20 protein-coding genes are annotated in these 25070 nt (G+C 50.6%); 19 read left to right on the forward strand and 1 reads right to left on the reverse strand.

Annotated features, from left to right (window positions below; genetic code table 11):
* The first annotated feature begins 33 nt into the window (after positions 1–33).
* The 16 genes from vioA (at position 34) to ACZ9IL_RS03130 (ending at position 20369) form a co-directional block, all read left to right on the forward strand.
* The gene (gene vioA, locus ACZ9IL_RS03055) at positions 34–1143 is read left to right on the forward strand and encodes a dTDP-4-amino-4,6-dideoxy-D-glucose aminotransferase VioA (RefSeq protein WP_476002179.1); all 1110 of its coding nucleotides are present in this window, start codon (positions 34–36) and stop codon (positions 1141–1143) included.
* Between the two features lie 5 nt (positions 1144–1148).
* Entirely contained in the window at positions 1149–1709 is a 561-nt protein-coding gene (locus tag ACZ9IL_RS03060; protein ID WP_476002180.1) for an acyltransferase, read from the forward strand.
* Between the two features lie 33 nt (positions 1710–1742).
* A complete protein-coding gene (locus tag ACZ9IL_RS03065; RefSeq protein WP_476002181.1) occupies positions 1743–2690 on the forward strand; it encodes a glycosyltransferase in 948 nt (315 codons plus the stop codon).
* A gap of 583 nt (positions 2691–3273) precedes the next feature.
* Complete coding sequence (locus tag ACZ9IL_RS03070) at positions 3274–4512, forward strand: hypothetical protein (protein WP_476002182.1); 1239 nt, start codon at positions 3274–3276, stop codon at positions 4510–4512.
* Positions 4513–4607: 95 nt separating this feature from the next.
* On the forward strand, positions 4608–5369 hold the full coding sequence (locus ACZ9IL_RS03075) for a glycosyltransferase family protein (protein WP_476002183.1): 762 nt from the start codon (positions 4608–4610) through the stop codon (positions 5367–5369).
* Positions 5366–5956, forward strand: a complete 591-nt coding sequence (locus tag ACZ9IL_RS03080) for a DapH/DapD/GlmU-related protein (RefSeq protein WP_476002184.1) — start codon at positions 5366–5368, stop codon at positions 5954–5956. Before ACZ9IL_RS03075 ends, ACZ9IL_RS03080 begins: the two co-directional genes overlap by 4 nt.
* Positions 5956–7095 carry a glycosyltransferase gene (locus ACZ9IL_RS03085; RefSeq protein ID WP_476002185.1) on the forward strand — a complete coding sequence of 380 codons (1140 nt, stop codon included), beginning with the start codon at positions 5956–5958 and terminating at the stop codon, positions 7093–7095. Before ACZ9IL_RS03080 ends, ACZ9IL_RS03085 begins: the two co-directional genes overlap by 1 nt.
* Before the next feature lie 19 nt (positions 7096–7114).
* The gene (locus ACZ9IL_RS03090; protein WP_476002186.1) at positions 7115–8011 is read left to right on the forward strand and encodes a glycosyltransferase; all 897 of its coding nucleotides are present in this window, start codon (positions 7115–7117) and stop codon (positions 8009–8011) included.
* Between the two features lie 15 nt (positions 8012–8026).
* Entirely contained in the window at positions 8027–8986 is a 960-nt protein-coding gene (locus ACZ9IL_RS03095) for a UDP-glucose 4-epimerase family protein (protein WP_476002187.1), read from the forward strand.
* Positions 8980–9540, forward strand: a complete 561-nt coding sequence (locus tag ACZ9IL_RS03100; RefSeq protein ID WP_476002188.1) for a sugar transferase — start codon at positions 8980–8982, stop codon at positions 9538–9540. The genes ACZ9IL_RS03095 and ACZ9IL_RS03100 overlap by 7 nt, the downstream gene beginning before the upstream one ends.
* Before the next feature lie 80 nt (positions 9541–9620).
* Complete coding sequence (locus tag ACZ9IL_RS03105) at positions 9621–11606, forward strand: polysaccharide biosynthesis protein (RefSeq protein WP_476002189.1); 1986 nt, start codon at positions 9621–9623, stop codon at positions 11604–11606.
* Between the two features lie 180 nt (positions 11607–11786).
* Positions 11787–12872, forward strand: coding sequence for an LPS O-antigen chain length determinant protein WzzB (locus tag ACZ9IL_RS03110; RefSeq protein ID WP_476002190.1), 1086 nt, complete (start codon positions 11787–11789; stop codon positions 12870–12872).
* Positions 12873–12972: 100 nt separating this feature from the next.
* A complete protein-coding gene (locus ACZ9IL_RS03115) occupies positions 12973–14688 on the forward strand; it encodes a PglL family O-oligosaccharyltransferase (RefSeq protein WP_476005295.1) in 1716 nt (571 codons plus the stop codon).
* Between the two features lie 193 nt (positions 14689–14881).
* Positions 14882–15337 carry a glycine zipper 2TM domain-containing protein gene (locus ACZ9IL_RS03120; RefSeq protein ID WP_476002191.1) on the forward strand — a complete coding sequence of 152 codons (456 nt, stop codon included), beginning with the start codon at positions 14882–14884 and terminating at the stop codon, positions 15335–15337.
* A gap of 265 nt (positions 15338–15602) precedes the next feature.
* The gene (locus ACZ9IL_RS03125; protein ID WP_476002192.1) at positions 15603–16256 is read left to right on the forward strand and encodes a YceH family protein; all 654 of its coding nucleotides are present in this window, start codon (positions 15603–15605) and stop codon (positions 16254–16256) included.
* A 258-nt stretch (positions 16257–16514) separates the two neighbouring features.
* Positions 16515–20369 carry a DEAD/DEAH box helicase gene (locus tag ACZ9IL_RS03130; protein ID WP_476002193.1) on the forward strand — a complete coding sequence of 1285 codons (3855 nt, stop codon included), beginning with the start codon at positions 16515–16517 and terminating at the stop codon, positions 20367–20369.
* 114 nt (positions 20370–20483) lie between these two features.
* Here ACZ9IL_RS03130 and ACZ9IL_RS03135 read toward each other — a convergent pair whose 3' ends face one another.
* The gene (locus tag ACZ9IL_RS03135) at positions 20484–21377 is read right to left on the reverse strand and encodes a DNA replication terminus site-binding protein (protein ID WP_476002194.1); all 894 of its coding nucleotides are present in this window, start codon (positions 21375–21377) and stop codon (positions 20484–20486) included.
* Positions 21378–21905: 528 nt separating this feature from the next.
* Between ACZ9IL_RS03135 and ACZ9IL_RS03140 the strand changes: the two genes are divergently transcribed.
* The 3 genes from ACZ9IL_RS03140 (at position 21906) to pdhA (ending at position 25003) form a co-directional block, all read left to right on the forward strand.
* On the forward strand, positions 21906–22115 hold the full coding sequence (locus ACZ9IL_RS03140; protein WP_476002195.1) for a DUF1127 domain-containing protein: 210 nt from the start codon (positions 21906–21908) through the stop codon (positions 22113–22115).
* 289 nt (positions 22116–22404) lie between these two features.
* Positions 22405–23430, forward strand: coding sequence for a succinylglutamate desuccinylase (gene astE / locus ACZ9IL_RS03145; protein ID WP_476002196.1), 1026 nt, complete (start codon positions 22405–22407; stop codon positions 23428–23430).
* A gap of 475 nt (positions 23431–23905) precedes the next feature.
* Positions 23906–25003, forward strand: a complete 1098-nt coding sequence (pdhA, locus tag ACZ9IL_RS03150) for a pyruvate dehydrogenase (acetyl-transferring) E1 component subunit alpha (RefSeq protein WP_476002197.1) — start codon at positions 23906–23908, stop codon at positions 25001–25003.
* Positions 25004–25070 lie beyond the last annotated feature (67 nt).

The raw sequence follows: 25070 nt of genomic DNA on the forward strand, positions 1-25070 counted from the left end.
AGTCTAAGCGTTATGACTTTTTTGGAAGAGAAAATGAGAAATAAAAATATTCCTGTTACCCAACCTTTCCTACCTGAGTTGAATGAGTTTATTCCTTATCTGGAGAAAATTTGGGATAATCGCTGGTTAACCAACAATGGACCGTTTCATCAAGAATTGGAAGCTGAACTCTGTGATTATCTTGGTGTTGAATATATTTCTCTATTCAATAATGCCACCATTGCTTTGATTACGGCATTACAGGCGATGCGGATCAGTGGTGAAGTTATTACCACCCCTTATTCATTTGTGGCGACCAGCCACTCGATCATGTGGAATGGTTTAGAGCCGGTGTTTGTCGATATTGATCCCACAACATTTAATATCGACCCCGCTAAGATTGAGGCGGCGATAACCCCTCGCACCACAGCTATTATGCCGGTGCATTGCTATTCTAATCCGTGTGATGTCGAAGCGATTCAGAAGATTGCCGATAATTATGGCCTGAAAGTCATTTACGATGCAGCCCATGCTTTCGCCGTGAATTACAAAGGGGAAAGTTTACTTAAATGGGGCGACCTTTCTATTTTAAGTTTTCATGCAACCAAAGTATTCAACACCTTTGAGGGAGGTGCCATTATTAGCCCGGATGCTAAAACTAAACAGCGGATTGATCGCTTGAAGAACTTTGGTATAGCCGATGAGCTAACCGTGACGGCTCCTGGTATTAATGGAAAAATGAGTGAGATTAATGCTGCTTTTGGCTTGGTTCAACTTAAGCACATAGACCATGCTATGCAGCAACGTCAAACAATTGATTCAAACTATCGTACAGCGTTATCTGATGTAAAGGGAATTACTGTCTATCAGCACAATCAATATGCGAATAGTAACTACTCTTATTTCCCTATCTTGGTTGAATCTGATTATCCACTGAGTCGTGATGAGTTGTATGATAAGCTCAAGGAAAACAATATATTGTCTCGCCGTTATTTCTATCCTTTGATTAGTAATATGCCGATGTATCGCGGGCTGCCTAGTGCACAGGCCAATCTGTTGCCTTTTGCTAATCAGTTAGCGGATAAAGTGCTCTGCCTACCGATATATCACGAGTTGAATTCTTTTGAGCAAGATAAAATTATCAACCTGATTAATGGGAGTTAATCTATATGGCTTTTCTTACTCAAGAGCAGTTAGCCAGTATGGGATTTGCATCCTTTGGTTCTAATGTGCTAATTTCTGATAAAGCCTCTATCTACGGGTCTAGTCGAATTCATATTGGCAGCAATGTACGTATTGACGATTTCTGCGTTCTTTCTGCTGGAGAGGGAGGAATAGAACTAGGTAATTACATACACATTGCGGTTTATAGTTCATTAATTGGGGCAGGCAAAATAACGCTTGCTAATTTTTGTAATATTTCATCAAGAGTTGCAGTTTATTCAAGTAATGATGACTATAGTGGCACATATATGACCAACCCTATGGTCCCCATGGAGTATACTAATGTTACACATGCGGATGTGACTCTGGGTAAGCATGTGATTATTGGTTCCGGCTCTGTTGTGTTGCCTGGTGTTACCTTACATGAAGGTGCAGCGGTGGGTTCACTATCGTTGGTGACTAAAGACTGTGAAGAATTTGGAGTATATATTGGTTCACCGGCGAAGAAGATTAAAAACCGCAAACGAGAATTGTTGAATCTTGAAGTGAGACTACTGAAAAGTTAGAAAATATTATAGTATAAAGCAAAGGTGGTCAAAATGGACAAAATAGTACTTACAGTTTGCATTGTGACATACAATCAAAAAAAATACATAAAGCAATGTTTAGAAAGCATAGTTAATCAAAAAACAAATTATTTATATAAAGTACTCATATCAGATGATGCATCTACGGATGGTACATCAGAAGTCTGTGCTGAATATGCAAGGAGATATTCATTTGTTGAACACGTCAGACATGAAGAAAATATAGGTGCGTATGAAAACTTCAAATACGTACACCGTCGGGCTGAAACAAACTATGTATCGCACTGTGATGGAGATGATTATTGGGCTAAAAATAAAGTAGAAATACAGATAGATTTTTTAGAAAAAAATGAAGACTGTTCCGCTATATATAGTAATGCGACAGTTATAAATGAAGATGGCTCAGTGTATGGGCTATTTAATAATGCAGAAAATTTACCATGCAAAATCAATAGTAGTTATTTACTAGAAAAATCTAATTTTTTAAATAATAGTTCAATGACATATCGTAAAAACCTCGCTGGTGATGTATTTAACAGTAGTGGGAGGGTAGTTGATTATTGTGTTCATATTGTGCTGGCTACAAATGGCTTCTTGGGGTATATAAAAGATACATTAGCTTTTTATCGTAGAAATGCTAATGGTGGTCTATGTTCAACGCAACCTTCTACGGTTGTTAAATTAGTCCATGAAGCCAGAGTTGAAGGTCTAAAAAATAGTAAACTTAGCCTCCATGATTATTCAAGAATCAAAGCAAACTCATGGTATGGAAAATTAACTAGTTATCTTAATAAAAATCACATTGCTTATGCTCAGCATTCTGAAATCTCATCGCTTATAATAAAATATTACATCATGCAAGCGTTATATTTATTGGGTAATGAAATATTCACTTTTATTGTGACGAAATTTAAAAGCAGACTGTCCAATACTCAATTTACGATTGTGTGTCGCCGATAGCTAATCCATTATTCATTAGTGAACTACATTGTTTTTTATAAAAATAGATGGTGTGGTGATTTTTAGACAATGTTAAAGTGAAATATCTGATCCCACTTTTTGGATTTCTTGTTGTTCGTCAAATTTCAATTTATAGTCTACTCCATTAGGATTGTTTAATTTATCAGTTTTGCTTGTGCTTTTTTCAAAACCCTCACATATCCTATGTCCGTTCAAACTTATGTTTCTATACGCTTCCTGATATTAAACTGCCGGGGTTATTGAGTAGGGCGATAAATTGACGCAGTTTGCAATTGGTTCGGGTTGTTGGGAATAAATAGATGAGTGTGGGCAGCGAACGGCTAAAATTCACTAGTGCTTGAATGTTGGTCTGTGCTAATAAGAATATGAGCGTGGGCTTTTTGGGGTGATAGTACAAAAATTTTCTCGGAATATTTTATGTGACTTTGTATTTTTGAGCTGGCGTGAAGCGCAAAAGACTAAAGGTGGTACTTAGCACAGAGTTTCTATTGTGGATCCTTTTTGGGTAATGAATTTTATTAATCTTGCTCTGAGGCATCACCAGATATAGATGGATTATTTGATGAATAATATGTTTTATAAATGCATTTTGTTTTTCCTAATATTTGTTTTTGTTATACCTATGTCAATACATGAAATAGGAACTGTATTATTTTTCAGTCCGGTTATATTGTTAGTTTTTTGTTGTTTTTTAATAAAAAACAATCCTAAAATCCTATCAAGAAAAATAATTTTGTCACTATTTTCATATTTATTACTTTTGGTTATTGTGGCTATAGCTCCGCTTGTTCATGCGACAAATTCATTTGAACTAATAGCATTTATTGTATATGGCCTGATTATTTATATTAATGCAATAATGCTTGTTGTTTGTTATCGCTGCTTTTATATAAATGATTATAAATACATATTATTAAGGCATGTTTACTTAGCTGGTTGCATAAATGCTATTTTTACCGTGTTAGTTTTGTTAATCCCTGATGTAAGGGATATACTCTACAGTATAATTGATACCAGTCCCCAAAATGAAGAACATCTGGCATCAGGAATTCGAAGTTCTGGGCTGTTTGTTTTTGGTGGCTCGTTAATGTCATTGTTTCATTGTTTAATGATTTATATAGGTCTTGTTTATATACAGCATAAAAAAAATCATAAGCACAGTTTTATTGATTTGATTTTGATTTTTTTGAATGTGATCGCAGTCTTTCTTTCTGGTCGAATGGGGGTCTTGATTCTAATTGTCGGTTTTTTAGCTATTTTGTTTATCCCCGTAAGATTTACAAGAGCTAATAAGAGTTTGTTATTAAATTGCATTCTTCTATTAACCGCAACGTTAACTGGCTTGATTGTATTTTTTTATAATGAATCTAAAATATTTATTGAATGGGCTTTTGAGTTATTTATTAATGTTTTGAGTGGTAATGAAGCTACCACGGCATCCAGCGAAATCTTAAAGAGTATGTATCATTTTCCAAATGAAATAATTTTTGGTGAAGGTGTGTTTTCTTCGAGAGAGTTGGGCATTGATAGTGGCTATGTATTATTGACTTGGTATTTTGGGATTCTTGCTGTCTTAGCTACACTTTGTTTATTATTTTATAATTTGTTTCTTGTCTTACAAAACAATAATAATAGAGATATGTTAGCTGTTTACATTATCTGTCTTTGCTTAATATTAATTGGTAATTTTAAAGATGTATATCTTTTTGGTTCCAATGGTATTACACAAGTTTATTTTATTTCGATGTTGTTATGTTTTTTCAGCTGTGGGGAAAAAAAACAAATTGATATTTATAGTTAGTTTTATGAGATATTTTTGCATCAACGAATATAGTATCATAAAAAATTAATTTATAGAAAAATCTACTATTTATATGAAAAAAATGGTGTATATAAATGCATGATATCTGTTTCTGTATCGTACTTTATAATAAAAAAATCTCACAAAGCGAAACTCTTATTTCGTTGGAAAAATACGTGTCATGTCTTGAGAAAAAAATAAAAATTGTCGTTTTTAATAATGGACCACAGATCCAGGTCGATGAAGAATTACCTGATTTTATTTCAGTGCATCAGGTGCTGATCAATGGCTCGCTTTCAAAGATTTATAATAGATTCATTGATTTATATCAGGCTAACAAATATGTTTTTTTTGATGATGACACGAATGTAGCTGAAGATTATCTTTTTGATATTCTGAACGTCGATTTTAAAGTGCTCATGCCAAAAATAAAATGCCAAGGTATCGAGTATTACCCCGTGGTTACTGCATCTGGGGTTCAAACAATAACAAGTGGTCTAGCTATATCAAATTATGCAATTCAAGAAATTAAAAATATAAATGGTTTTGTTTTTGATGAGTCGTTTGAGCTATATGGTATTGACACTGCTTTTTGTTACTTTATCAATAAAAAAAAATACCAATACACCATATCTAATGCGTATTTAGAACATCAATTGTCGCATATAAATGGCTCATCTGGTGAATTTAGAAAAAAAGAAGTTTTGTTAGCAAATTCAGCAGCTTTAATAAAGTATTTCAATGTGAATTTGATTTTTCAAGTTGGATCTTCTGTTTTGTGGGCTATAAAGTCAGTTCAGATTAAATTTTTATATAAAGTATTTTTATCATTTATTTCATGTAAGGTTATTCGATGATTGATAAAATAAAAAAACACACTATTCTAGGTCTGTTTAGATTATTTAGAGACCTAATTGTAACTAAAATTTTTTATCCGAAGTTTAGGATTTTACGCTATCCTTTTTATTTCACAGGAGCTCGCTATTTTCAAATTGGTGATGGGTTCACATCTGGTGTTGGTTTGCGCATCGATTGTATAAAATCCAGTGATGTCACTCCTCAACTGAAAGTTGGCAAGCGTTGCCAGATTAATGATTACGTACACATTGGTTGTATTGAAGGTATTGCTATTGGTGATGATGTTTTGATTGCAAGCAAAGTATTTATTACAGACCACAACCATGGTTGTTTCCCGGATGAGCAAGAAATTCTCCTTGCGCCGATTAGACGAAAGTTAACATCTAAACCTGTGACGATTGGTGATAAAGTTTGGTTGGGGGAGGGGGTTTTAGTATTACCCGGTATCACGATTGGTGCAGGCTCTATTGTTGGTGCGGGTGCTGTAGTGACAAAAGATATTCCTGAGTACTGTATAGCTGTTGGTAATCCCGCTAAAGTAATAAAAAAATATGATTTTGAGTTATCTATTTGGAAAAACATATAATGAAAATTGTTATATCTGGCGTGAACCTCGTTGAAGGTGGGCCACTTAAGGTATTCCAAGACGCAATCTCAGCATTGGCTAAAAAAGATAACATTGAAGTGATTTGTTTAGTTAATAGTAGATATTTATTTAATCATAATTTTAAGACAAACATTATATTTTTAGAGTTTCCTTTAGTAAAAAAAAACTGGCTATTTAGGTGTTTTTTTGAGTATGTTTATTGTTGGTTTTTATCAAAAAAGATAAAACCTGATATTTGGCTTGCTATGCATGATATGACGCCTTTTTTATATTCTGCCGCAAAAATAAAGCAATTTGTCTATTGTCATAATCCCTCCCCTGCATATAAGGCGACATTTAAAGATTTTAGATTCGATAAGAAATTTTTTCTTTTTTCAAAATTTTATAAATTTCTTTATAAATTAAATATCAAAGCGAATTGTGCAATAATTTGCCAACAGAAATGGATTGCAGAGTTATTTAAAAATGAATACGGTGCTCGTCAAGTGTATGTGGCAAAGCCAAACACAAACAAAGATGAAAATATAACTGACAATGCGCCAATATATCAATGCGTAGATAGCGATAAAATAAAAATATTTTATCCAGCCTTACCACGTACATTTAAAAATTTCGAATTGTTGCTCGACTCGATGGTAATAATTGAAAAAAAATACACATCTTCTTTATCAAAGAAAATTGAACTAGTATTAACGCTTGATCATAAAAATGATTCTGCATACGTAAAATGGCTATATAATAAATACGCTTCATTAAACTCAGTGAACTTTGTCGGACGACTTACGCGGACGCAAGTTAACTATTTTTATCAATCATCAGACTTGGTTGTTTTTCCCTCTAAATTAGAAACATGGGGGCTGCCTATTGTGGAAGCTAAGGAGTTCAATAAGCCTATATTCTTGGCTGATTTACCTTATGCTTATGAAACGTTAGGGATGTATGACAAAGCTAAGTTTTTTGATGTAAATAATCCTATGGCATTGGCTGAGTTGATTATTGGATTTATTAACGGTGATTTTATTTATGATAAAACATCGTCATACAATGATAATGATACATTCCCTGATTGGGATTCGTTAGTTGTAAAGCTACTTGATCATAAAAATCAAAATGCATAATAAAAAGAGTGACCAACACATGATCAATCATCATGCTTTGATTCTGCTAGCCGCATATAATGGTAGTAGTTTGATAGATAAACAAATTGAAACAATTATTCAGCAAACTGATGTGGCTGTAGATATAGTGATTAGTGTTGATTTAAGCAATGACGATACCTTTGATATATGTAGCGATCTTGTTAGAAAACACAAAAACATCAAATTGCTATCTTATGGTGAGCGTTTTGGGGGAGCGGGTAAAAATTTCTATCGCCTGTTAAAAGATACTGATATTGGTCGTTACGATTATATTGCCTTTAGTGACCAAGATGACATATGGCTTGATAACAAATTAGCTAAAGCTGTTCAAATGCTACGGCATTATGATTGTTATTCAGCCAATGTTACTGCGTTTTGGGAAGATGGGCGCGAGGTATTAATCGATAAATCGCAGCCACAACGTGAGTGGGATTTTTTATTTGAAGCCGCCGGTCCTGGTTGTACTTACGTGTTTAAACGTGAGGTTGCCATGTGCTTTAAAGCATGGTTACTGGACCGCTATCATAAAGTAGGTGAAGATATTGCCCTCCATGATTGGTTGTTATACGCATTTGCTCGTAGTCAAGGATATTCCTGGTTTATCGATCCTGAACCTATGATGAATTATCGTCAGCATGCTAACAATCAGGTAGGCACAAACAATAGCTTCGCTGCTGCACAAAAACGTCTTTATATGATAAAAAACAATTGGTATCGTAATCAGTCATTAAAAATAGCCGGGCATTTGCAATTGCAGAATTTATCCATAGTGAAAAATGGACTGGCTAATGGTTACTTCGGTAATTTATATTTACTTTTCAATATTCATAAGTTAAGGCGTAGATTGCGCGATCGAATAGCATTATCCTTTGCTCTTTTGTTCAATGTTTTTTGATATTTAAGGTTGATAATGATTCTATTAACTGGTGCCACTGGCTTTGTCGGGCAGGCTGTGTTAGCACAGTTGTTGCGCGAGCAAGACTGCAGTATTCGCACTTATGGCCGCCGTGCGCCAGTCTGTTTACATGCCAGTGCTGCACAAGCAATTATTCATGTGAGGGGCGAGTTCAGTGGAGATGCGGATTTCGCTTACGCGTTGGGCGATATTGATGTGGTTATTCATTGCGCTGCGCAGGCACATGTGATGACATTGTCTAATCATAGCGATGATATTTATTGGGCTGTGAATGTCGAAGGCACGTTAAATTTGGCGCATCAAGCCATCGCTGCGGGCGTGAAACGCTTTATTTTCATAAGTTCAATTAAGGTCAATGGTGAATCCACCACCGATACTTTACCTTTTAGTCATGCTTGCCTACCAGCACCAAAAGATGCTTATGGCCGTTCAAAGCAAGCAGCAGAAGAGGGACTACGCAGTTTGGTGGCTGGCACTGACATGGAGTTGGTGATTATTCGCCCGCCCTTGGTGTATGGGCCGGGAGTTAAAGGCAATTTTCGTTCGTTGCTTGCGATTGCTGACAGGAATTTGCCTTTGCCGTTGGGTGCCATTCACAATCAACGCAGCATGGTTGCGCTAGATAACCTGATTGATCTGATTATTACCTGTATTGAACACCCCCATGCTGCTAACCAGACCTTTTTGGTGAGCGATGATCAGGATATTTCTACCACCCAGTTATTGTGGATGATGACGCAAGCGGCGGGCAAGTCACCAAGGCTTATCCCAGTGCCCATGCGTTGGCTGCGTGTGTTGGGGTGGCTGTTTGGTAAACAGGCGGTGATTGAGCGGCTGTGTGGTAATCTGCAAGTGAATATTAGCCACACCAAACACACCTTGGGCTGGCAGCCCCCCGTCTCGGTGGCAGAAGGCATTAAGCGCTGTTTTGTTGAGGAAGAGAGATCATGCTAATTAGGTTGGTTGATTTTTGTTCAGCTTTTTTTGGTCTGTTGTTCTTATGGCCGCTGTTGTTGGTTGTGACTATCATCGGCTTGTTTGATACCGGCTCTCCTATTTTTGTGCAAACGCGAGTAGGTAAAGACAAAAAACCATTCAAATTGATCAAGTTCCGCACGATGTCGGTTGATACCCAGTCGGTTGCCAGTCATTTGGCCAGCTCTACCTCTATTACCAAGCTAGGTGGTTTTTTGCGCAAAACCAAAATCGATGAATTACCGCAGCTGATTAATGTATTAAAGGGAGAAATGAGTTTGGTTGGGCCACGACCTAACTTGTTTAACCAAGAAGAGCTGATTTCAGAGCGCAATGCATTGGGTATCTATGATGTATTACCTGGCATTACCGGACTTGCACAAGTACAGAATATCGACATGTCTACTCCCAAGTTATTGGCGCAAACAGATCGTGAGATGATTGATAACTTGACGTTAGGTAATTATGTCCATTATATAGTTGTAACGGCAACAGGTCGTGGGAAAGGGGATGCGGTAAAGCCAAAAAAATAATATACGGCCTAATAAGTTGTTACTTTTTATTTCATAGCACTTGTTACCAAGTTTTATCATTTTTATTATAGGGTGGGATAATGTTGGCATTATTTCTTGGTATTCCTCGTTTATATAAGCGAGTGATTAGCGTTTTTGCTGATACTGTCTTGCTATCATTGGCTTTTTGGGGCGGGTTTTGGGTGCGACTTGACTCTGCCATGCCAATTCAAAGCCTCTTGCATTGGCAGACTCTGGCATTATTGGTGCCTATCACCATCGTTATATTTATGCGGTTGGGGCTCTATCGGGCGGTGTTGCGCTATGTCGGCTTTAAAGTACTATGGACAGTCGTGCTTGGTGTTTTTATATCAACGATATCTTTGGTGATGCTAGCCTTCTTTTTTGAGGTTCCCTTACCCCGAACCGTATCTGTTATTTATTTTGCGTTTGCAGTCCTACTGGTTGGTGGTACCAGATTGTTTTTCAGAATGTTGGTTAATCGCGGCAGAGCAACACGTATACCGGTACTTATATATGGGGCTGGCTCTTCTGGAAGGCAACTGCAGCAAGCCTTGCATCAAGGGCAGGAGTTTTTCACCGTGGCATTTGTCGATGATGCTGAAAATTTGATCAAAACCACAATCCAAGGGGTGAATGTTTATTCTCCTGACATGATTGCTGATTTGGTCGAACGCTTTGATATCAAAAAGGTACTGTTGGCAATTCCTAGCGCATCCCGTTTGGTACGCCAAGAAGTGATTCGCCGTCTAGAACACTTTCCCTGTGAAGTGCTCTCTATCCCCGGCATGGCCGATCTTGTTGATGGGAAGGCATTGATCGATGAGTTAAAAGAGGTTTCTATCGAAGATCTGCTGGGGCGAGATCCTGTGGCACCCATTCCAGAGCTGATGAACGCTAATATTACCGGCAAGCGAGTCATGGTGACGGGGGCAGGTGGATCCATTGGTTCTGAATTATGTCGACAGATTATCCATTGCAAGCCAAGCAAGTTGGTTCTGTTTGAAGTATCAGAATATGCATTATATGCCATCGATAATGATCTTCATGAGCTTTGCCATCATGAGCATATCGAGTTGGAGATTGTCCCGTTATTAGGGTCGGTGCAGAGGCAGAATCGCTTAAATACCATCATGAATAGTTTCCAGATTCAAACAGTCTATCATGCTGCCGCTTACAAGCATGTACCTTTAGTTGAGTATAATGTGGTAGAAGGCGTGCGAAATAATATATTTGGCACACTTTATTGTGCTCAGGCTGCAATTTCCGCTGGAGTTGAGACTTTTGTTCTTATTTCGACCGATAAGGCGGTGAGACCAACAAACACCATGGGGGCGACTAAGCGTTTAGCCGAACTGGCGTTACAGGCATTAGCCTCTGCTCAGACTCAGACTCAGACTCAGACTCAGACTCAGACTCGCTTTTGCATGGTGCGTTTTGGCAATGTTTTAGGCTCTTCTGGTTCAGTTGTTCCCCTGTTTCGCAAGCAAATTAGAGGCGGTGGTCCTCTTACCGTGACTCATCCTGACATCACTCGCTATTTTATGACTATTCCTGAGGCTTCTCAGTTGGTGATCCAGGCTGGCGCTATGGGTAGTGGCGGCGATGTATTTGTATTGGACATGGGGCAATCGGTCAAAATTATCGAGTTGGCACATAGAATGATTCGACTGAGTGGTTTAACGCTGAAAAATGAGCAACATCCTAATGGAGATATTGAGGTAAAGATTACTGGGTTGCGGCCAGGTGAAAAACTCTTTGAAGAGCTTCTTATTGGTGACAATGTGTCGGGCACTCATCACCCTAGAATCATGAAAGCAAATGAGCATATGTTGCCTTGGTCTGAGTTGCGAGTCCTACTGACCAAAATCGATGAGGCCTGTCATCAGTTTGATCATGAAAAAATCCGTCATTTATTGTTGGAAGCACCAGTAGCGTTCTCACCTACCGATGGTATCTGTGATTTGGTATGGAAAGCACGAGTAAATTTGAAACAGAACTTGGTTAGTTCTCATGTCAGCAATATCGAATTTTTGAATACGGAAGCCGATTATTCCATATTGTAATGTGGAGTCTTATGGTGACTGCTCTTTGCCACGATGTATGGATCGGGCCGCAGCGCAGTTGTGATGCCCTATGTCACTATTGCTTGGCCTCTTATGGAAAATATGTACCTGATTTGTCCGACAAAGACCATTCGACGCTTTTTTTTACCTCTCTGAACTGATTAGGAAACGAATGTCGTTATGACTAACAATGAAATAACCCCTACATCTGCAGTCAAGTCGCCGCAAGGTTGGCAAGCCTCCTCCGGCGATGAAATCGATCTGCGCGAGCTGATTCTGATGCTATGGCGCCAGAAAATCCTAATCCTGCTGGTTGCAGGTGTTTTTGCCATTGCAGCTATTGCCTATGCTCTGTTGGCCCCCCAAGTCTGGGTCAGTCAGGCCGAGATCAAGCCGCCCACCCTCAAGGAGGTGGAATCGCTCGAGCTCAATATCAACCAGCTGATAAACGCTCAGATACCGGCCTCAGCCTTTACCTCTTTCGACAAGAAGGCGCTTTACAGTGATTTTGTAAATAACTTCAATAGCTTCAATAACAAGCGTCAGTTCCTGATGGATAAAGGCTATCTGGATGCCGAGGTGGTGCAGTCCGGGGTTACGGACGCGAAAGGCAAGCGACTGCTACTCAATAAGATGACCGAGGGGATCAGCGCCAAGGCACCGGACAAGTTGCGCGAAGATGTGACTCTCTCCTTTGCCGCAGCGACGGCGGGTGAGGCCAAATCCCGCCTGGAGCAATACATCGCCTTCATCCAGCAGCAGGAGTCGGCGGCCAAGGGCAAGGAGCTCAACACCATCTGGCAAAACCGGATCAAGACGTTGCAGACCCAGTTCGAGAGCGCAAAAGTCGATACCTTCAAGCAATTGCAAGATGACATCTTGCGTACTGAATACAGTTTGCGCATTACTCGGGCTGCGGGGATAGAAGCACCGGTGCAGAATCTGCAAGATCAGGGGAGCTTGGCTATCGACCTCGGAGCCCGTGCTTTAGCCGAAAAGCTCAAGATCCTCAAGGAGATCAAGAACCCCGAGTTCATGAACCCGGGCATCGGCGATCTGCGTTTACAACTGAACAGCCTCCAGGCCATCAAGCTCGAGGAGCTGCCGTTCCAATCCTTTGCCTATCTGGCCTCACCGAGTGAGCCCCTTAGCCGCGACAAACCCAAACGTCCGCTGATCGTGGTGCTGGCCACCTTGCTCGGCGGCATGTTGGGGGTCGGTATCGTGCTGGTACGCCATGCGTTTCGAAGGCCGGAACAGGTATAGTGTTCATGCATGAGCAAAAGGGGGCATCAGCCCCCTTTTATTTTTTGAGGCGACGAATGATGGGGCCGCTGGAGATGGGCATAGGGAGCCAGGCAGGATGATGGTGACGGCAAGGGTGTTTGGTGTGATCAGCGTGCTGTACTGGCTGCTGGGCATGCATTTCTTCATGCACAACCCGGGCGGGTCCGGTCTTTATCTGCCCTTCAATGCCTGGGGCTGGATCTTCGCCAGCCTGGTGATGGGACTCGGGCTATGGCAGGTGACATTGCGCCAGAGATTGGTCGTCACGCCATTGATGGTCGGGTTGTGGTTGGGAGGCATGTTGCTGCTGTTGCCGATGGCGTATCCGGGCTTCGAGCTCAAGGACTACGCCATTCCCAGGTTGCTCGGGTTATTCGCCGGTCTGCTGTTTCTCGCCTGCCTCTATCAATGGCAGTGGGAGCGTCAGACGCGGGACAAACTGCTCTATCTGTTGCTCGGCGCCGTCGCCATCGAGGCGCTGCTCGGTCTGGTGCAGTTCTACCTACTGACACCAGGCAACTGGATAGGCTATGACACCCAAGCCAATCGTCCCTACGGCATCTTCCAGCAACCCAACGTGATGGCCAGCTTTATGGCGACCGGTCTGTCGCTGGCGATCTGGCTGGAGATGCGTGCCGACGCCAATCTTTGGCTGAAGGGGCTGCGCTATGGGGTTATCCTGGCGGCTTGTGTGCTTCTGGTCGGACTACAGTCGCGGGTGGGTCAGCTGGGTGGGTTGCTGGCGCTGCTCCTGCTCGCGCCACAGCTTCGTCGTCAACGGCAACTGGGCCGGGTATGGGGGTTGGTCGTGCTGGGCATCGCGCTGGGCCTGTTATCTCAATATGGTATGAGCGGCGCCAAGCGCGGGCTTGAGATCTATCAATCCGGTGGTATGCGTTCCATCTACTGGCCCTACGCCGCCAAACTGATTGCCGAGGCACCCTGGACCGGTTGGGGTTACGGCAGTTTCGAGCCCATTTTCCTGCAGCACTATATGGCCGACAAGGCGCTCAACCCCGCCATGGTGCAGATCGAATACAACCTCGATCACCCTCACAACGAGTTTCTCTACTGGGCGGTGGAAGGGGGGCTGGCTCCCATGCTCGGTATGCTGCTGATGGTGGGGGCCCTGCTGTGGCGACTAAGCCGGGCAGGTGGGGTCAAGGGGTTGGCCCTGCTGGCGTTGGTGACGCCCATCTTGCTGCACACCCAGACCGAATACCCCTTCTACCATGCCATCGCCCTGTGGTGGGCTCTGCTGCTGCTCATCTATGTGCTGGATGCGGAAGTGGAGGAGGGGATGCAAGCTGCTGGCGGCATCAGTTGGCGGGAATATGTTTGTCGTCCCTGGTTGCTGCTGCGATTCCTGGCCATCGCGATTCCCCTCATCGTGGTGCCCTTCATGCTGACCGCGATTCACACCGCCTGGGTGGTGACCAAGTATGAGCGTGGCGGCTACAAGCAGCCTGCACTGCTGCTGGAGGTCGTCAACCCCCTTGCCTGGTTGACCCGGGTGGAGTTCGATGTGAACGCGGTGCGCCTGATGGTGGGTCTGCAGGCCAACAACAAGGCGGAGCTTGAGGCTTACCTCGACTGGGGGCAAAATTTCGTACGCCATACCCCCAGAGCCAACATCTACGCCAACATGGTGATCGCCCTCCATGCGCTGGGACGAACGGAGGAGGCCCAGCGTCTGCGCAGCCAGGCACTGGCACTCTATCCGGGTGAGCCCTTGCTCACCGCCTCGGCAGCCAAGTCGGTGGCGGCGACCCTGGAGCGCAAACCATCCTCCTGATGGCATTGCAGACCCGCTTTGTTTCATAACGGCCGCCTTGCGGCCGTTATCATTTCCATCCCAGGCAAGCTTGCAGTCAGCTTCAGCGGTGTAGTCTCGTTGGAAAATGGCGAGGACTCTCAATTATCTACGAGCCATTCATCAGCCCGTTGCCCGGATCCAAGGGCATTCATTCTTCATCGGAGTCGACATCGTGAAAAGAATCGCATTCATCGCCACCAGCCTGCTCATCCTGGCCTCCTCGTCCGCCATGGCCGGTACCAGCGCCAAGGTGGAATACGGCACTGTGCAGGAGAGCCGCCTCGTCGGCACACCGAGTACTGCTGCTCCTTCGCAGGGGAGCCGGCCACTGCGCACCATAGGGGCCGCGGCCCTGGGAGCGGCCGCCGGCAGTCAGTTTGGCGGCGGCTCGGGCCAGACCATCGCCACGGTGACGGGAGCCATCGCCGGGGCCGAGGTATCGCGCCGCCGTCAGGGGGATCAGGGAGTGGCTCCGACCGGACAATCGGTCGAGCTGTTGATCAAGACCGAGGCCGGGACGCTGCTCAACGTGGTGCAGGAGAACGATCCCAAGCTCAGCTTCAGCAAGGGGGACAGGGTGCGCATCCTGACTTCGGGGACTGATACCCAGGTCGACAAGACCCTCTAGGCTGGCACTTCGGCTCGGCGTGCCGTGTCGTCTGCCGCCGCGGGCATCTGGTACGTCACCTCCAGAAGAGGAGCCTCTGTTGCTGTCGTTAGCTCTCCATCATGGACAGGCTTCGATTGGATTGCGTTATGCCAGGGCGCTCCGGCCTGAGCTGTGCGATGTTTCATCAAGGGTTTGATTGGCTCGCAAAAATGCGGTTCAGTGCTGGACGCGCGGGGTGCCTTGGCTAAGATAACCGCCTTAACGTTTGGCAAGGGAGGTTGAAATGGAGTTAGTACTAGGCCCATTGGAAGCTCGCGTGATCGGCTGTCTGATAGAGAAAGAGATCTGCACGCCGGATCAGTACCCTCTCTCTCTCAATGCGCTGGTCAACGCCTGCAATCAGAAGAGCAATCGCGAACCCGTGCTGGAGCTCTCCGAGCTGGACATCCGCGCCGTCATCGACGAGCTGATCCGTCGCCGGCTGGTGGTCAATACCGCCGGTTTCAACGCCCGGGTGCCTCGCTATCAGCATCGTTTCTGCAACACCGAGTTTGGCGAGCTGAAGTTCAGCGCCCAGGAGCTCGGCATCATCTGCGAGTTGCTGCTGCGCGGCCCGCAGACACCGGGTGAGCTGCGCTCGCGGACCAACCGGCTGTGCAGCTTCGATGATGTGACCCAGGTGGATGCCGTGCTGGCCAAGCTCGCGGAGCAGGGGCCCTATGTGGTCAAGCTGCCGCGCGAGCCGGGCAAGCGCGAGTCCCGCTATGCTCACCTGTTTAGCGGCGAGATCGATCTGGCGGCCCTGGCCGAGGCAACCCCCGTCAGTCACCACGCCTCTCCCGCCGCCGATCGCCTGAGTGTGCTGGAAGATGAGGTCGAGACCCTCAAGGCGCAGGTGCAGGCGCTGGAGGCGCGACTGGCCGAGCTGGAAGGCTAAGCCCTTTGCCCATTCACCTCTGGGTGGACCTCGCAAAAAAGGCGCTTCGGCGCCTTTTTATGGTCTTTTATCTGCATGTTCCCGTAATTAACCCTCTTTTCATCCGCTTTACCGACCTTCTCTCTCCGCGTCGATGCCCTGTGCCATCGGGTAATAACATGAGGCTGCCCGCTTTTTTTGTACTAATTCGCGGTTAAGGGTCGAGCCGCCGCCGCTTTCCCGTTAAAATTCCGCCTTTGCACTTGCCCGTGAGTTCTGATGTCAGCCTTCACCCTCTCTTCGGATTGCTATGCCCTGCTCGGCGAGCTGCAATTGCAGCGCACCGCCAGCCCTCGCTATTTGCTCGATATGCTGCCAGCGTCGCTGTCGCTGCAGGCGCTGATCGACAAGCTGAACCAGCTGCAGCAGCAAGGGCTGGTACGGCTGCGCGGAGAGCAGCAGTGGAGCCTGACGGCGGAGGGTAGCCTGGCGCTGATCCTGGCGGTGCGGGCGGGGGCCTGCCCCATGCCCGACTGGACGCGGGTGCCATCAGTCACCGGCCAGGAGATGGCGCAGGCACTGGTACGCGAGCTCTGTCTGGGAAAGGCGGGTCAGATCCCTGCCTATTACCAGAGTGCTGAGCTGCTGAGCCTGCTGGACCTGCCCGATGCTCACCGCTTGTTGCCGGAGTCGAGTCCGGCCTGGCAGCAACTGCTGCTTGAGCATTTCGCCCTGCAGACCCTGCTCGACGCCGAGCCCGAGTCAGGCTGGCCGCTGGCGCAGCCCAGTGCCACCTGCGCCCCCGCGCTGGCGAGCCTGGTCCATGGGCTGGCCGCCGAGTGGGAATGGCTCTGTGGCCCGCTCGCCGGCGAGGTAACCACTCACTGGCCGGCCCTGCAACAACTCGCCGAGCGGGGCGGGGAACAACCCCTGGCCGAGCGCTTGCTCGGCGCGCTCGGGCAGTGGCAGCAAGAGCAGGGGCACGCGCCCTGGCCGCGGATGTTCAGTGCGCTGCTCTGGCTGGGCTGGCTGCAGCAGGCCGATCCCGTGCTCGCCAGCGAGCAGCGCAAGAAGTGGCAACGCAGCCTCGGCAATGAGTGCCCGCTGCTGACGGATCTGCTGGGGCAGTGGGCCGGTGATCGCCACGGTCAGGCGGTCGGGCTGTTCGATACCCTGCAACTGCCCTTGGAGGAGCTGCACTGGGGCTACCTCTGGCTCGATCTCTGCACCCTGGCACGCCACGGGGAGCAGAGCCCGCAGGTAGCCATCTTGCACAAGTGGGATCTCTCCCATGTGCTGGAGGCCAGCCCCCGTCATCGCCTGATGGCCTTCTGCCAGGATCTGCTGCGGTTGTTGCTCGGTTCGGGAGCCCAGCACCCCCCGCTGCAGCAGCTGCGTACCCCCCCAACCCCCGATACGGCTGACGAGCCGGACGACGAAGACAACACCCCAGCCTCGGCCAGCTGGCTGAACTGGCTGCAGGGGCTGGGTCGCTCCAGCGGCGTGCGCAAGGCGCAGGAGCGGCTGGTGTGGCTGCTCCATGCCGACGGCCCCGAGCTTGAGTGCAAGATCCAGAAACAGAGTACCAAGGGGGAGTGGACCGCTGGTCGCCGGGTCGATCCGGCCCTGCTCTCCACCCAGTATGCCGCTCTGCTCGACGAGGCGGACTGGGCGCTGGTGCGCACCCTGCCAAGGGGGATGAGCAAGCTGCCGCGAGACGCCTGGCCTCCGCTCGCCAGCCACCCCCGGCTGTTCAATGCCAAGGGGCAGAAGCTGCAACTGGCCATCAGCGCGCCCTTGCTGCAGATAGTGGCGACTGAACAGAATTCAGATACCCCGGGCATGAGCGCCGTGCTGAGCCCGGCCGCAGCCGCCCGTGGGGCACACATAGTGCCGCTGGCGCAGGACTTGTGGCAGCTCATCCTGACGCCGCAAGCCCTGCTGGATAAATTGCCGGCACTGGAATCCATCCCCCGGTTGCCCGAGGCCGGCCTGGCCGAGTTGCAGCGTACCCTGGACGCCATCCCCGATCTGCCCTGGCACAGCCAGGTGGCGGGGTTGCAGGGCAATGCCGAACTGGCACCCTGGCCTGGGGTGGCCGCGGTGCAGCTGGATTGGCAGGACAGCCAGCTAGTGGTGCAGCTGGTGACCCGACAGGGGGATCTGCCACCCTTGCCGCTCGGCAAAGGCGAGGCCATAGTGCGCCAGGGCGTCAGGGACTACCACTACTGGCAGCGCGACCTGCTCGCCGAGAAGGGCGAGGCCCAGCGCCTGCGCAACCAGCTGCCCATCGGGCTGCCCGGTAACGAATGGAAGCTGGAAGGGGAGCAGGCACTGACCCTGGTCAATTCCCTGCCCGAGCTGGTGGAGGCCGGAGTGGTCATTCACTGGCATCAGGACAGCGCGCGGCTCAAGAGCCTCGACGAGGCCGCCCTGAGCCTGCGCATCGAGCGGCGCCAGGACTGGTTCCAGGTGGAGGGGGCATTGGCGCTGGACGAACACCAGATCCTCGACTTGCGCCTCATTCTGCGCCAGCTCACCCCGGGCCAGCGCACCGTCCAGCTCGACGAGAAGACCAGTTTGATGCTGAGCGACAAGCTGGTGGAGCGCCTCACCATGCTCGGCGCCATGCTGGACACCGAGCAGCGTATCAACAACAAGCTGGCCTATCCCCTGGCCCGGTTGCTGTCGGCGGTCACCACCGCCGGGGATGATGCCTGGCAGTCGTTGCAACAGGAGTGGCAGCAGGAGGTGGAGTGTGCGCCCGAGCTGCTGACGGCGCTGCGGGACTATCAGAAAGAGGGGGTGCGCTGGATGGCGACCCTGGCCCATCACGGTTTCGGGGCCTGCCTGGCCGATGACATGGGGCTCGGCAAGACGTTGCAGGCGCTGATGGTGCTGCGCATGCGTCAGCATATGGGCCCGGCGCTGGTGGTGGTGCCCAAGTCAGTGGTCACCAACTGGCAGGAGGAGGTCGCACGCTTTGCTCCCGAACTGGAGGTGGTGGTGTTCGAGAATCCTGCCGAGCGGGAGGCGCTGATCCAGGGGGCCAGGGCCGGCCAGATCATCCTGGTCAACTACGGCATGCTCGGCAGCCTGGCCCAGGCGCTCAAGTCCCGCCGCTGGGCGAGCATGGTGCTGGACGAGGCGCAGCAGATCAAGAATGCCGGTACCCAGCGCGCCAAGCTGTTGTTCCAGCTCGACGGCGATTTCCGCCTCGCCCTGTCCGGCACCCCCATCGAGAACCACCTCGGTGAGCTGTGGAGTCTGTTTACCTTCATCAACCCGGGCCTGCTCGGCAGCCTCGGCGAATTCAAGCGCCGCTTCGGCAAGGCGGTCAAGGATCCCCAGCACATGGCGTTGCTGCGGGCGGTGATCAGCCCCTTCATCCTGCGCCGCCTCAAGCAGCAGGTGCTGACCGAGCTGCCAGACAAGACCGAGATCATCCACCACATCAGCCTCTCTCCCGAGGAGCGCCAGCTCTATGAGGCGACGAGGCGCGAGGTGGTGCAACAGGTGCAAAGCGCCGATGGCCGCGCCCTGATGCACGTGCTGAGCGGCCTGACCCGGCTGCGTCGGCTCTGCTGCTCGCCAGCCTTGGTGATGCCGGAGTGGAATCAGACCAGCAGCAAGCTGGATGAGGCCATGGCACTGCTGGAGGAGGCCATCGACGGTGGTCATCGGGTGCTGGTGTTCAGCCAGTTCGTCGATCTGTTGAGCCTGCTGCGAGAGCGTATCGAGCAGAAGCAGTGGGACTACTGCTATCTGGACGGCGGCTGCTCCGCCAAGTCCCGCCAGGAGTCCATCCTGCGGTTCCGCCACGACCCCGTGCCGCTGTTTCTCATCAGCCTCAAGGCTGGCGGCACCGGCCTCAACCTGACCCAGGCCGATACCGTGCTGCACCTGGATCCCTGGTGGAACCCGGCGGTGGAGGATCAGGCGAGCGATCGGGCGCACCGCATGGGGCAAACTCAGCCGGTGACTGTCTATCGACTGGTGTGCGAGCAGACGGTGGAGGAGAAAATCGTGGCGCTGCACGACGAGAAACGGGCGCTGGCCGATGGCCTGCTCAGCGGTCAGTCCGAGGTACGCGGACTCGACGTGGAGAGCCTGCGGGCCCTGCTGATGAGCTGATCGGCGGGAATAAACAGGGGGGAGCATCCGGTGGTGCTCCCCCTTTGCTGTGTGGGGCCCTGACATGCGGCAGGAGTGCCGCACACCATGGCGCTCTCCTCACGAGGCTGTGCCTTACCCCTGATAGCGATAGAGGTGCAGCCGCTCTATGATGGCCTCACCCCCTATCTTGCGATCCCGCCGCGCCTGACGCAGCTTGGGCGGGTAGTGACCGAGGTGGGTGACGCTCGGCGGCGTGTCCGAGCAGAGCAGCAGCGGCAGGCTCGCTTTGAGCTGCTGCTTGCGCGGCTCCCTGTCCTGCCACAGCAGGTTGATCATGGGGTGGGTCTTGACCGGCCGGCGGATCCGCAGCTCCACATCGGCCGGCAGGCGACGAATGTCGTACACCTCCTGATCCACCATCTTGCTCCACTCCTCGTTGTCCGACAGCGCCGGAATATAGCGGCGGCTGCGCTCCAGCATCTCCAGCACCTGCTCCCGGCTGAGGCGGCTGATGCTCTGTTTGTCCGCCCAGGTGAAGCCGAGTGAATGCAGCTCCCCTGTGAGCAGGGTCAGCTTGCGGTAGACCTGCAGGGTGATGACCCCCGGCAGCGCCTGGTGCACCAGCTCGAACTTCTCATCCCGTCCTCCCGCCTCCTGCACCATGGCCTTGAAGGCGAGCTTGTGGTCGTTGATCTCATCGAGCAGCGGGCGCAGCAGGCCGGCGCTGGCGGCGGGAAAGCGCAGCCAGCCCGGTAACCGGTGGGTGGCCTTGGTGGAGCAGCCAGGGCGGGCGCTGTGATCCCGATAGGCGGCCAGGGTGGCCGCCAGTGCCTCGTCACCACCGAGATAACCCACCTCGATAGCCTCGATGGGATCGTGCTCCTCCCCCTGCGCCACGGCGGGGAGCGGATAGACATGGGCCTCCAGCAGCTCGAGTCGACTGAGCTGGTTGGCGAGGCGGGCCAGGGCATCTTCCAGGGCGGCCATCTGCTGGCGCAAGGCGGCGGTGGGCGTGAAGGTATCCATCGGCATATCCCGTGTTGGCCTGCGGTGTTTCGTCCGCAATGGACGCGGCAGGGGTCTGATTAAAGCACTGTATAAATAACCATACCAGTATGCCGGAGAGGCGCCAAGTCTCTGTTTCTGACGCCGCAGATGAAGGGTTGGCGTGATAGCCATTTGAGTGTTTTGTATTTGTATCTGTCTGTTAAATAAGGATCAATGAAAGATCGCATTATTAACAACTGGCGGTAAATGGCCGGTTGCCAGCAGGAGCGCTGGATCCGGTGACTGCATACCTAATTTGAGAAATTGCATAGTTAGAGAGCCGCCATGCAGGAGAAAATGCTGCCCCACGCGACGGGGAAACAATGCAATGGCATTATCATTTAAAATCATATGGTTAGCCCGATACAACGGGCGACATTGACCATTAGATTTACTAATGTCTTGTATCAAAATTCGTCAATTGAGACGCCCCTTCAGGCTGACTAAGCTTTGCGCATCAAATTTGAACCCTGCGCCGAATTGCAACTTACGAAGAGGAGCCATCAGATGGCTAACATAACTTACACCGAAACCGGTTATCAGCATTCCAGTCAATCCAATCTGGCTGCTCGCGTGAAAACAACCGTCCTGACCTGGCTGGAACGCAGCCGCAGCCGTCGCCAGCTCTCCGAGCTGCCCGCTTACCTGCTCAAAGACATCGGCCTGAACGAAGCGGATCGTTTCCAGGAGACCACCAAGCCGTTCTGGCGTGGTTGATAGACCGGGCATGGATGCCTCGTTTTTTTTTGCCTCTCTTGAGCCGCCGGTGCCAGCCAGGCTCATCCCGTTGTATTGATTGCCTGTTATTGTCCTTTCTCTGCGGCTTCACCGTTTCCGACCCGTTCTCCCCTTTGCCCCCTCTTTCGCTACGTTGTCATCAGCTATCGTCATTTTTGTATCATTACTGTTTGAATTTGTTTAAAAACTGATTTTAAGCCACGGCGCCTTGCGTATAATCCGCCTTGTCTGACATCGACAAGCGTGAACCGACAAGAGGGTGAGACGGATGATTCCCCAGCATGACTTTTTGGCCCTGACCCGCCGCCACGAGTGGCAACTCGAGCCCTTCGCCTATGAGCTGCCAGACGGCACCCGGGTGAGCGTGTGGGACACGGGTGTGATCTGTCTGGAACCCGCCAGCGGCGCAGGCGATCAGCCGGGTGGGCGCAAGGACATCGTGCTCTCCTGCGGGGTACACGGTAACGAGACCGCGCCCATCGAGATCTGCAACCAGCTGCTGACCCGGCTGCTCAGTGGGGAACTCAGGGCTCGCCACCGTGTGCTGTTCCTGTTTGGCAACCCGGCCGCCATGAACCTGGGGCTGCGGGAAGTGGAGGAGAACATGAACCGCCTGTTCTCCGGCGCCCACAGCAAGGGGGAGGGGCTGTGCAACCGGGAGCGCATCCGCGCCATGCGCCTCGAGCAGTGTGTGAGCCGCTTCTTCGCCGCTCCCGCCCGGCCCCGTTATCACTACGATCTGCACACCGCCATCCGCGGCTCGCGCCACGAGAAGTTCGCGGTCTACCCCTTCCCCCACGAGCGGCCGCACAGCAAGGAGCAGGTGCAGTTTCTCGGCGCCTGCGGGGTGCGCACCATACTGCTCTCCGGCGGGCCGACCACCACCTTCAGCTATTACAGCTCCCATCGCCACGGTGCCCACGCCTTCACGGTGGAACTCGGCAAGGTGCGCCCCTTTGGCGAGAACGACATGACCCGCTTCCTCGAGGCCCGGCAGGCGTTGCAGGAGCTGGTCACCCAGGACGAGATGGCGCTCGACCCCTGGCGGGCGGATGACTTTACTCTGTTTGCCATCGATAGAGTCGTGAACAAGCGCTCCGAGCAGTTCCGCTTCCTGTTTGCCAGCGACGTGGACAACTTCACCGAATTCCCCCAGGGGTTTGTGCTGGCGGAAGACGGGGATCTGCAATATCGAGTGGAGAAACCCCGGGAAGCGGTGGTGTTTCCCAATGCCAACGTGGCCATCGGCCAGCGCACCATGCTGCTGGTGGTACCGACCCGGCTGTGGGAATGATCCGAGTGACTTTCAGACTCTTCGGCCCACGCGCCATACGGTGGCTGGTGTCGAGTCTGTATGGGAATGGCTTGAGCGATTTCCGATCCCGGCAGCCAGCACACCATGCTGCTGGTGGTACCGATCCACTGATGGGGGCGAGCTGAGCGCGTTTTCTGGCCGATGAGCCAGCGTTTTCTGCGGCGAAGGAGGGCTATCCGCCGCCGTGTAGGGGGATGCCGTGCCCCGCCCCCTTGGCCAGCGTCTTCTGCCACCCCCCATCGAGAGGGGCGTGATCCCGCACCAACCCTGACAGGGAGCCCGATCGGGCTCCCTTCTTCGTTTCTGTTCGCCGAAAATCTCATCTTCTTTCTGAAATTAAAGAAGTTTCTACTGGTCTTACCTGGCTAAATTCCATTGCCCTTTGCTTAACATTCTATTTACATTCTAAGGGTCACCTCATGGTGGTGACGCTGACAACGGCAAGGAGCCAGCTATGACCCATGTCGACATCCCTTTCCTTCGTTACCTCGATGAGGAGGGGCGCCCGGTCGCGACACTGCCGACCTGGCTGGACAAGGCGATACTGCACACCTTCTACCGCAACATGGTGATGGTGCGCAGCTATGACAAGAAAGCGATCGCGCTGCAGCGAACCGGCAAACTCGGCACCTTTCCCTCCCATCTGGGAGCCGAAGCGGTAGGGATTGGCGTCGGACTCGCCATGCGGCCTGAGGATGTCTACGTCCCCTACTACCGGGACATGCCGACCCTCTATGTACGGGGCGTGCCCATGGAGCAGAACCTGCAATATTGGGGCGGGGATGAACGGGGCAGTGTCTTCTACAAGGCCGATGGGGAACTGTCGGAAGATTTGCCCATCTGCGTGCCCATCGCCACCCAGATCACCCACGCCGCCGGCATCGCCGCGGCCTTCAAGCTGCGCAATCAGCCTCGCGTCGCCGTGGTCACCATAGGGGATGGCGGCACCTCAAAGGGGGACTTTTTGGAGGGGCTCAACTGCGCCGGTGTCTGGCACCTGCCCATGGTGATGATCATCAACAACAACCAGTGGGCCATCTCGGTGCCGCGCAAGTTGCAAACCAGCGCCCCGACGCTGGCCCAGAAGGGCATCGGGGCCGGTGTGCGCAGCCTGCAGGTCGATGGCAACGACGTGGTGGCGGTCTATGAGGCGACCCGCGCCGCCATCGAGCGCGCCCGCAGCGGCAAGGGACCGACCCTGATCGAGGCGGTCAGTTATCGGCTCGGGGATCACACCACCGCCGACGATGCCACCCGTTACCGCGAGGCGGCCGAGGTCGAAGCCGCCTGGGCCAAGGAGCCGGTCAAGCGGCTGCGCCAGTTCATGGCCGGGCAGGGTTGGTGGGATGAACAGCAGGAGCAGGCCTTGCTGGCGGAGGCCAGCCGGGAGGTCGATCGCGCCGTCGCCGCGTATGAAGGCACGCCGCGTCAGGCACCGGAAACTCTGCTCGACTACCAATTCGCCGAGCTGCCGAGGGAGTATCGTAACCAGCGGCAGCGCATCATCGCCAAAGGCATGCAGTTGCAGGGCGGGGAGAACCACCATGAATGAGATGATATTGGGCATAGCCCGGCTGGCGCGGCATGACGATACGGCGCCTGGCTCTGGCCTGATGATC

Source organism: Aeromonas sp. TECH754 (genome assembly GCF_056279295.1).

What these genes read in the sequence shown, in the direction of transcription:
- ACZ9IL_RS03075 (WP_476002183.1), top strand. Translation starts at nt 4,608, where the DNA reads ATGCATGATATCTGTTTCTGTATCGTACTTTATAATAAAAAAATCTCA.
- ACZ9IL_RS03095 (WP_476002187.1), top strand. Translation starts at nt 8,027, where the DNA reads ATGATTCTATTAACTGGTGCCACTGGCTTTGTCGGGCAGGCTGTGTTA.
- ACZ9IL_RS03060 (WP_476002180.1), top strand. Translation starts at nt 1,149, where the DNA reads ATGGCTTTTCTTACTCAAGAGCAGTTAGCCAGTATGGGATTTGCATCC.
- ACZ9IL_RS03130 (WP_476002193.1), top strand. Translation starts at nt 16,515, where the DNA reads ATGTCAGCCTTCACCCTCTCTTCGGATTGCTATGCCCTGCTCGGCGAG.
- ACZ9IL_RS03105 (WP_476002189.1), top strand. Translation starts at nt 9,621, where the DNA reads ATGTTGGCATTATTTCTTGGTATTCCTCGTTTATATAAGCGAGTGATT.
- ACZ9IL_RS03080 (WP_476002184.1), top strand. Translation starts at nt 5,366, where the DNA reads ATGATTGATAAAATAAAAAAACACACTATTCTAGGTCTGTTTAGATTA.
- ACZ9IL_RS03070 (WP_476002182.1), top strand. Translation starts at nt 3,274, where the DNA reads ATGAATAATATGTTTTATAAATGCATTTTGTTTTTCCTAATATTTGTT.
- ACZ9IL_RS03065 (WP_476002181.1), top strand. Translation starts at nt 1,743, where the DNA reads ATGGACAAAATAGTACTTACAGTTTGCATTGTGACATACAATCAAAAA.
- ACZ9IL_RS03100 (WP_476002188.1), top strand. Translation starts at nt 8,980, where the DNA reads ATGCTAATTAGGTTGGTTGATTTTTGTTCAGCTTTTTTTGGTCTGTTG.
- vioA (WP_476002179.1), top strand. Translation starts at nt 34, where the DNA reads ATGAGAAATAAAAATATTCCTGTTACCCAACCTTTCCTACCTGAGTTG.
- ACZ9IL_RS03115 (WP_476005295.1), top strand. Translation starts at nt 12,973, where the DNA reads ATGGTGACGGCAAGGGTGTTTGGTGTGATCAGCGTGCTGTACTGGCTG.
- astE (WP_476002196.1), top strand. Translation starts at nt 22,405, where the DNA reads ATGATTCCCCAGCATGACTTTTTGGCCCTGACCCGCCGCCACGAGTGG.
- ACZ9IL_RS03135 (WP_476002194.1), bottom strand. Translation starts at nt 21,377, where the DNA reads ATGGATACCTTCACGCCCACCGCCGCCTTGCGCCAGCAGATGGCCGCC.
- pdhA (WP_476002197.1), top strand. Translation starts at nt 23,906, where the DNA reads ATGACCCATGTCGACATCCCTTTCCTTCGTTACCTCGATGAGGAGGGG.
- ACZ9IL_RS03110 (WP_476002190.1), top strand. Translation starts at nt 11,787, where the DNA reads ATGACTAACAATGAAATAACCCCTACATCTGCAGTCAAGTCGCCGCAA.
- ACZ9IL_RS03090 (WP_476002186.1), top strand. Translation starts at nt 7,115, where the DNA reads ATGATCAATCATCATGCTTTGATTCTGCTAGCCGCATATAATGGTAGT.
- ACZ9IL_RS03125 (WP_476002192.1), top strand. Translation starts at nt 15,603, where the DNA reads ATGGAGTTAGTACTAGGCCCATTGGAAGCTCGCGTGATCGGCTGTCTG.
- ACZ9IL_RS03085 (WP_476002185.1), top strand. Translation starts at nt 5,956, where the DNA reads ATGAAAATTGTTATATCTGGCGTGAACCTCGTTGAAGGTGGGCCACTT.
- ACZ9IL_RS03140 (WP_476002195.1), top strand. Translation starts at nt 21,906, where the DNA reads ATGGCTAACATAACTTACACCGAAACCGGTTATCAGCATTCCAGTCAA.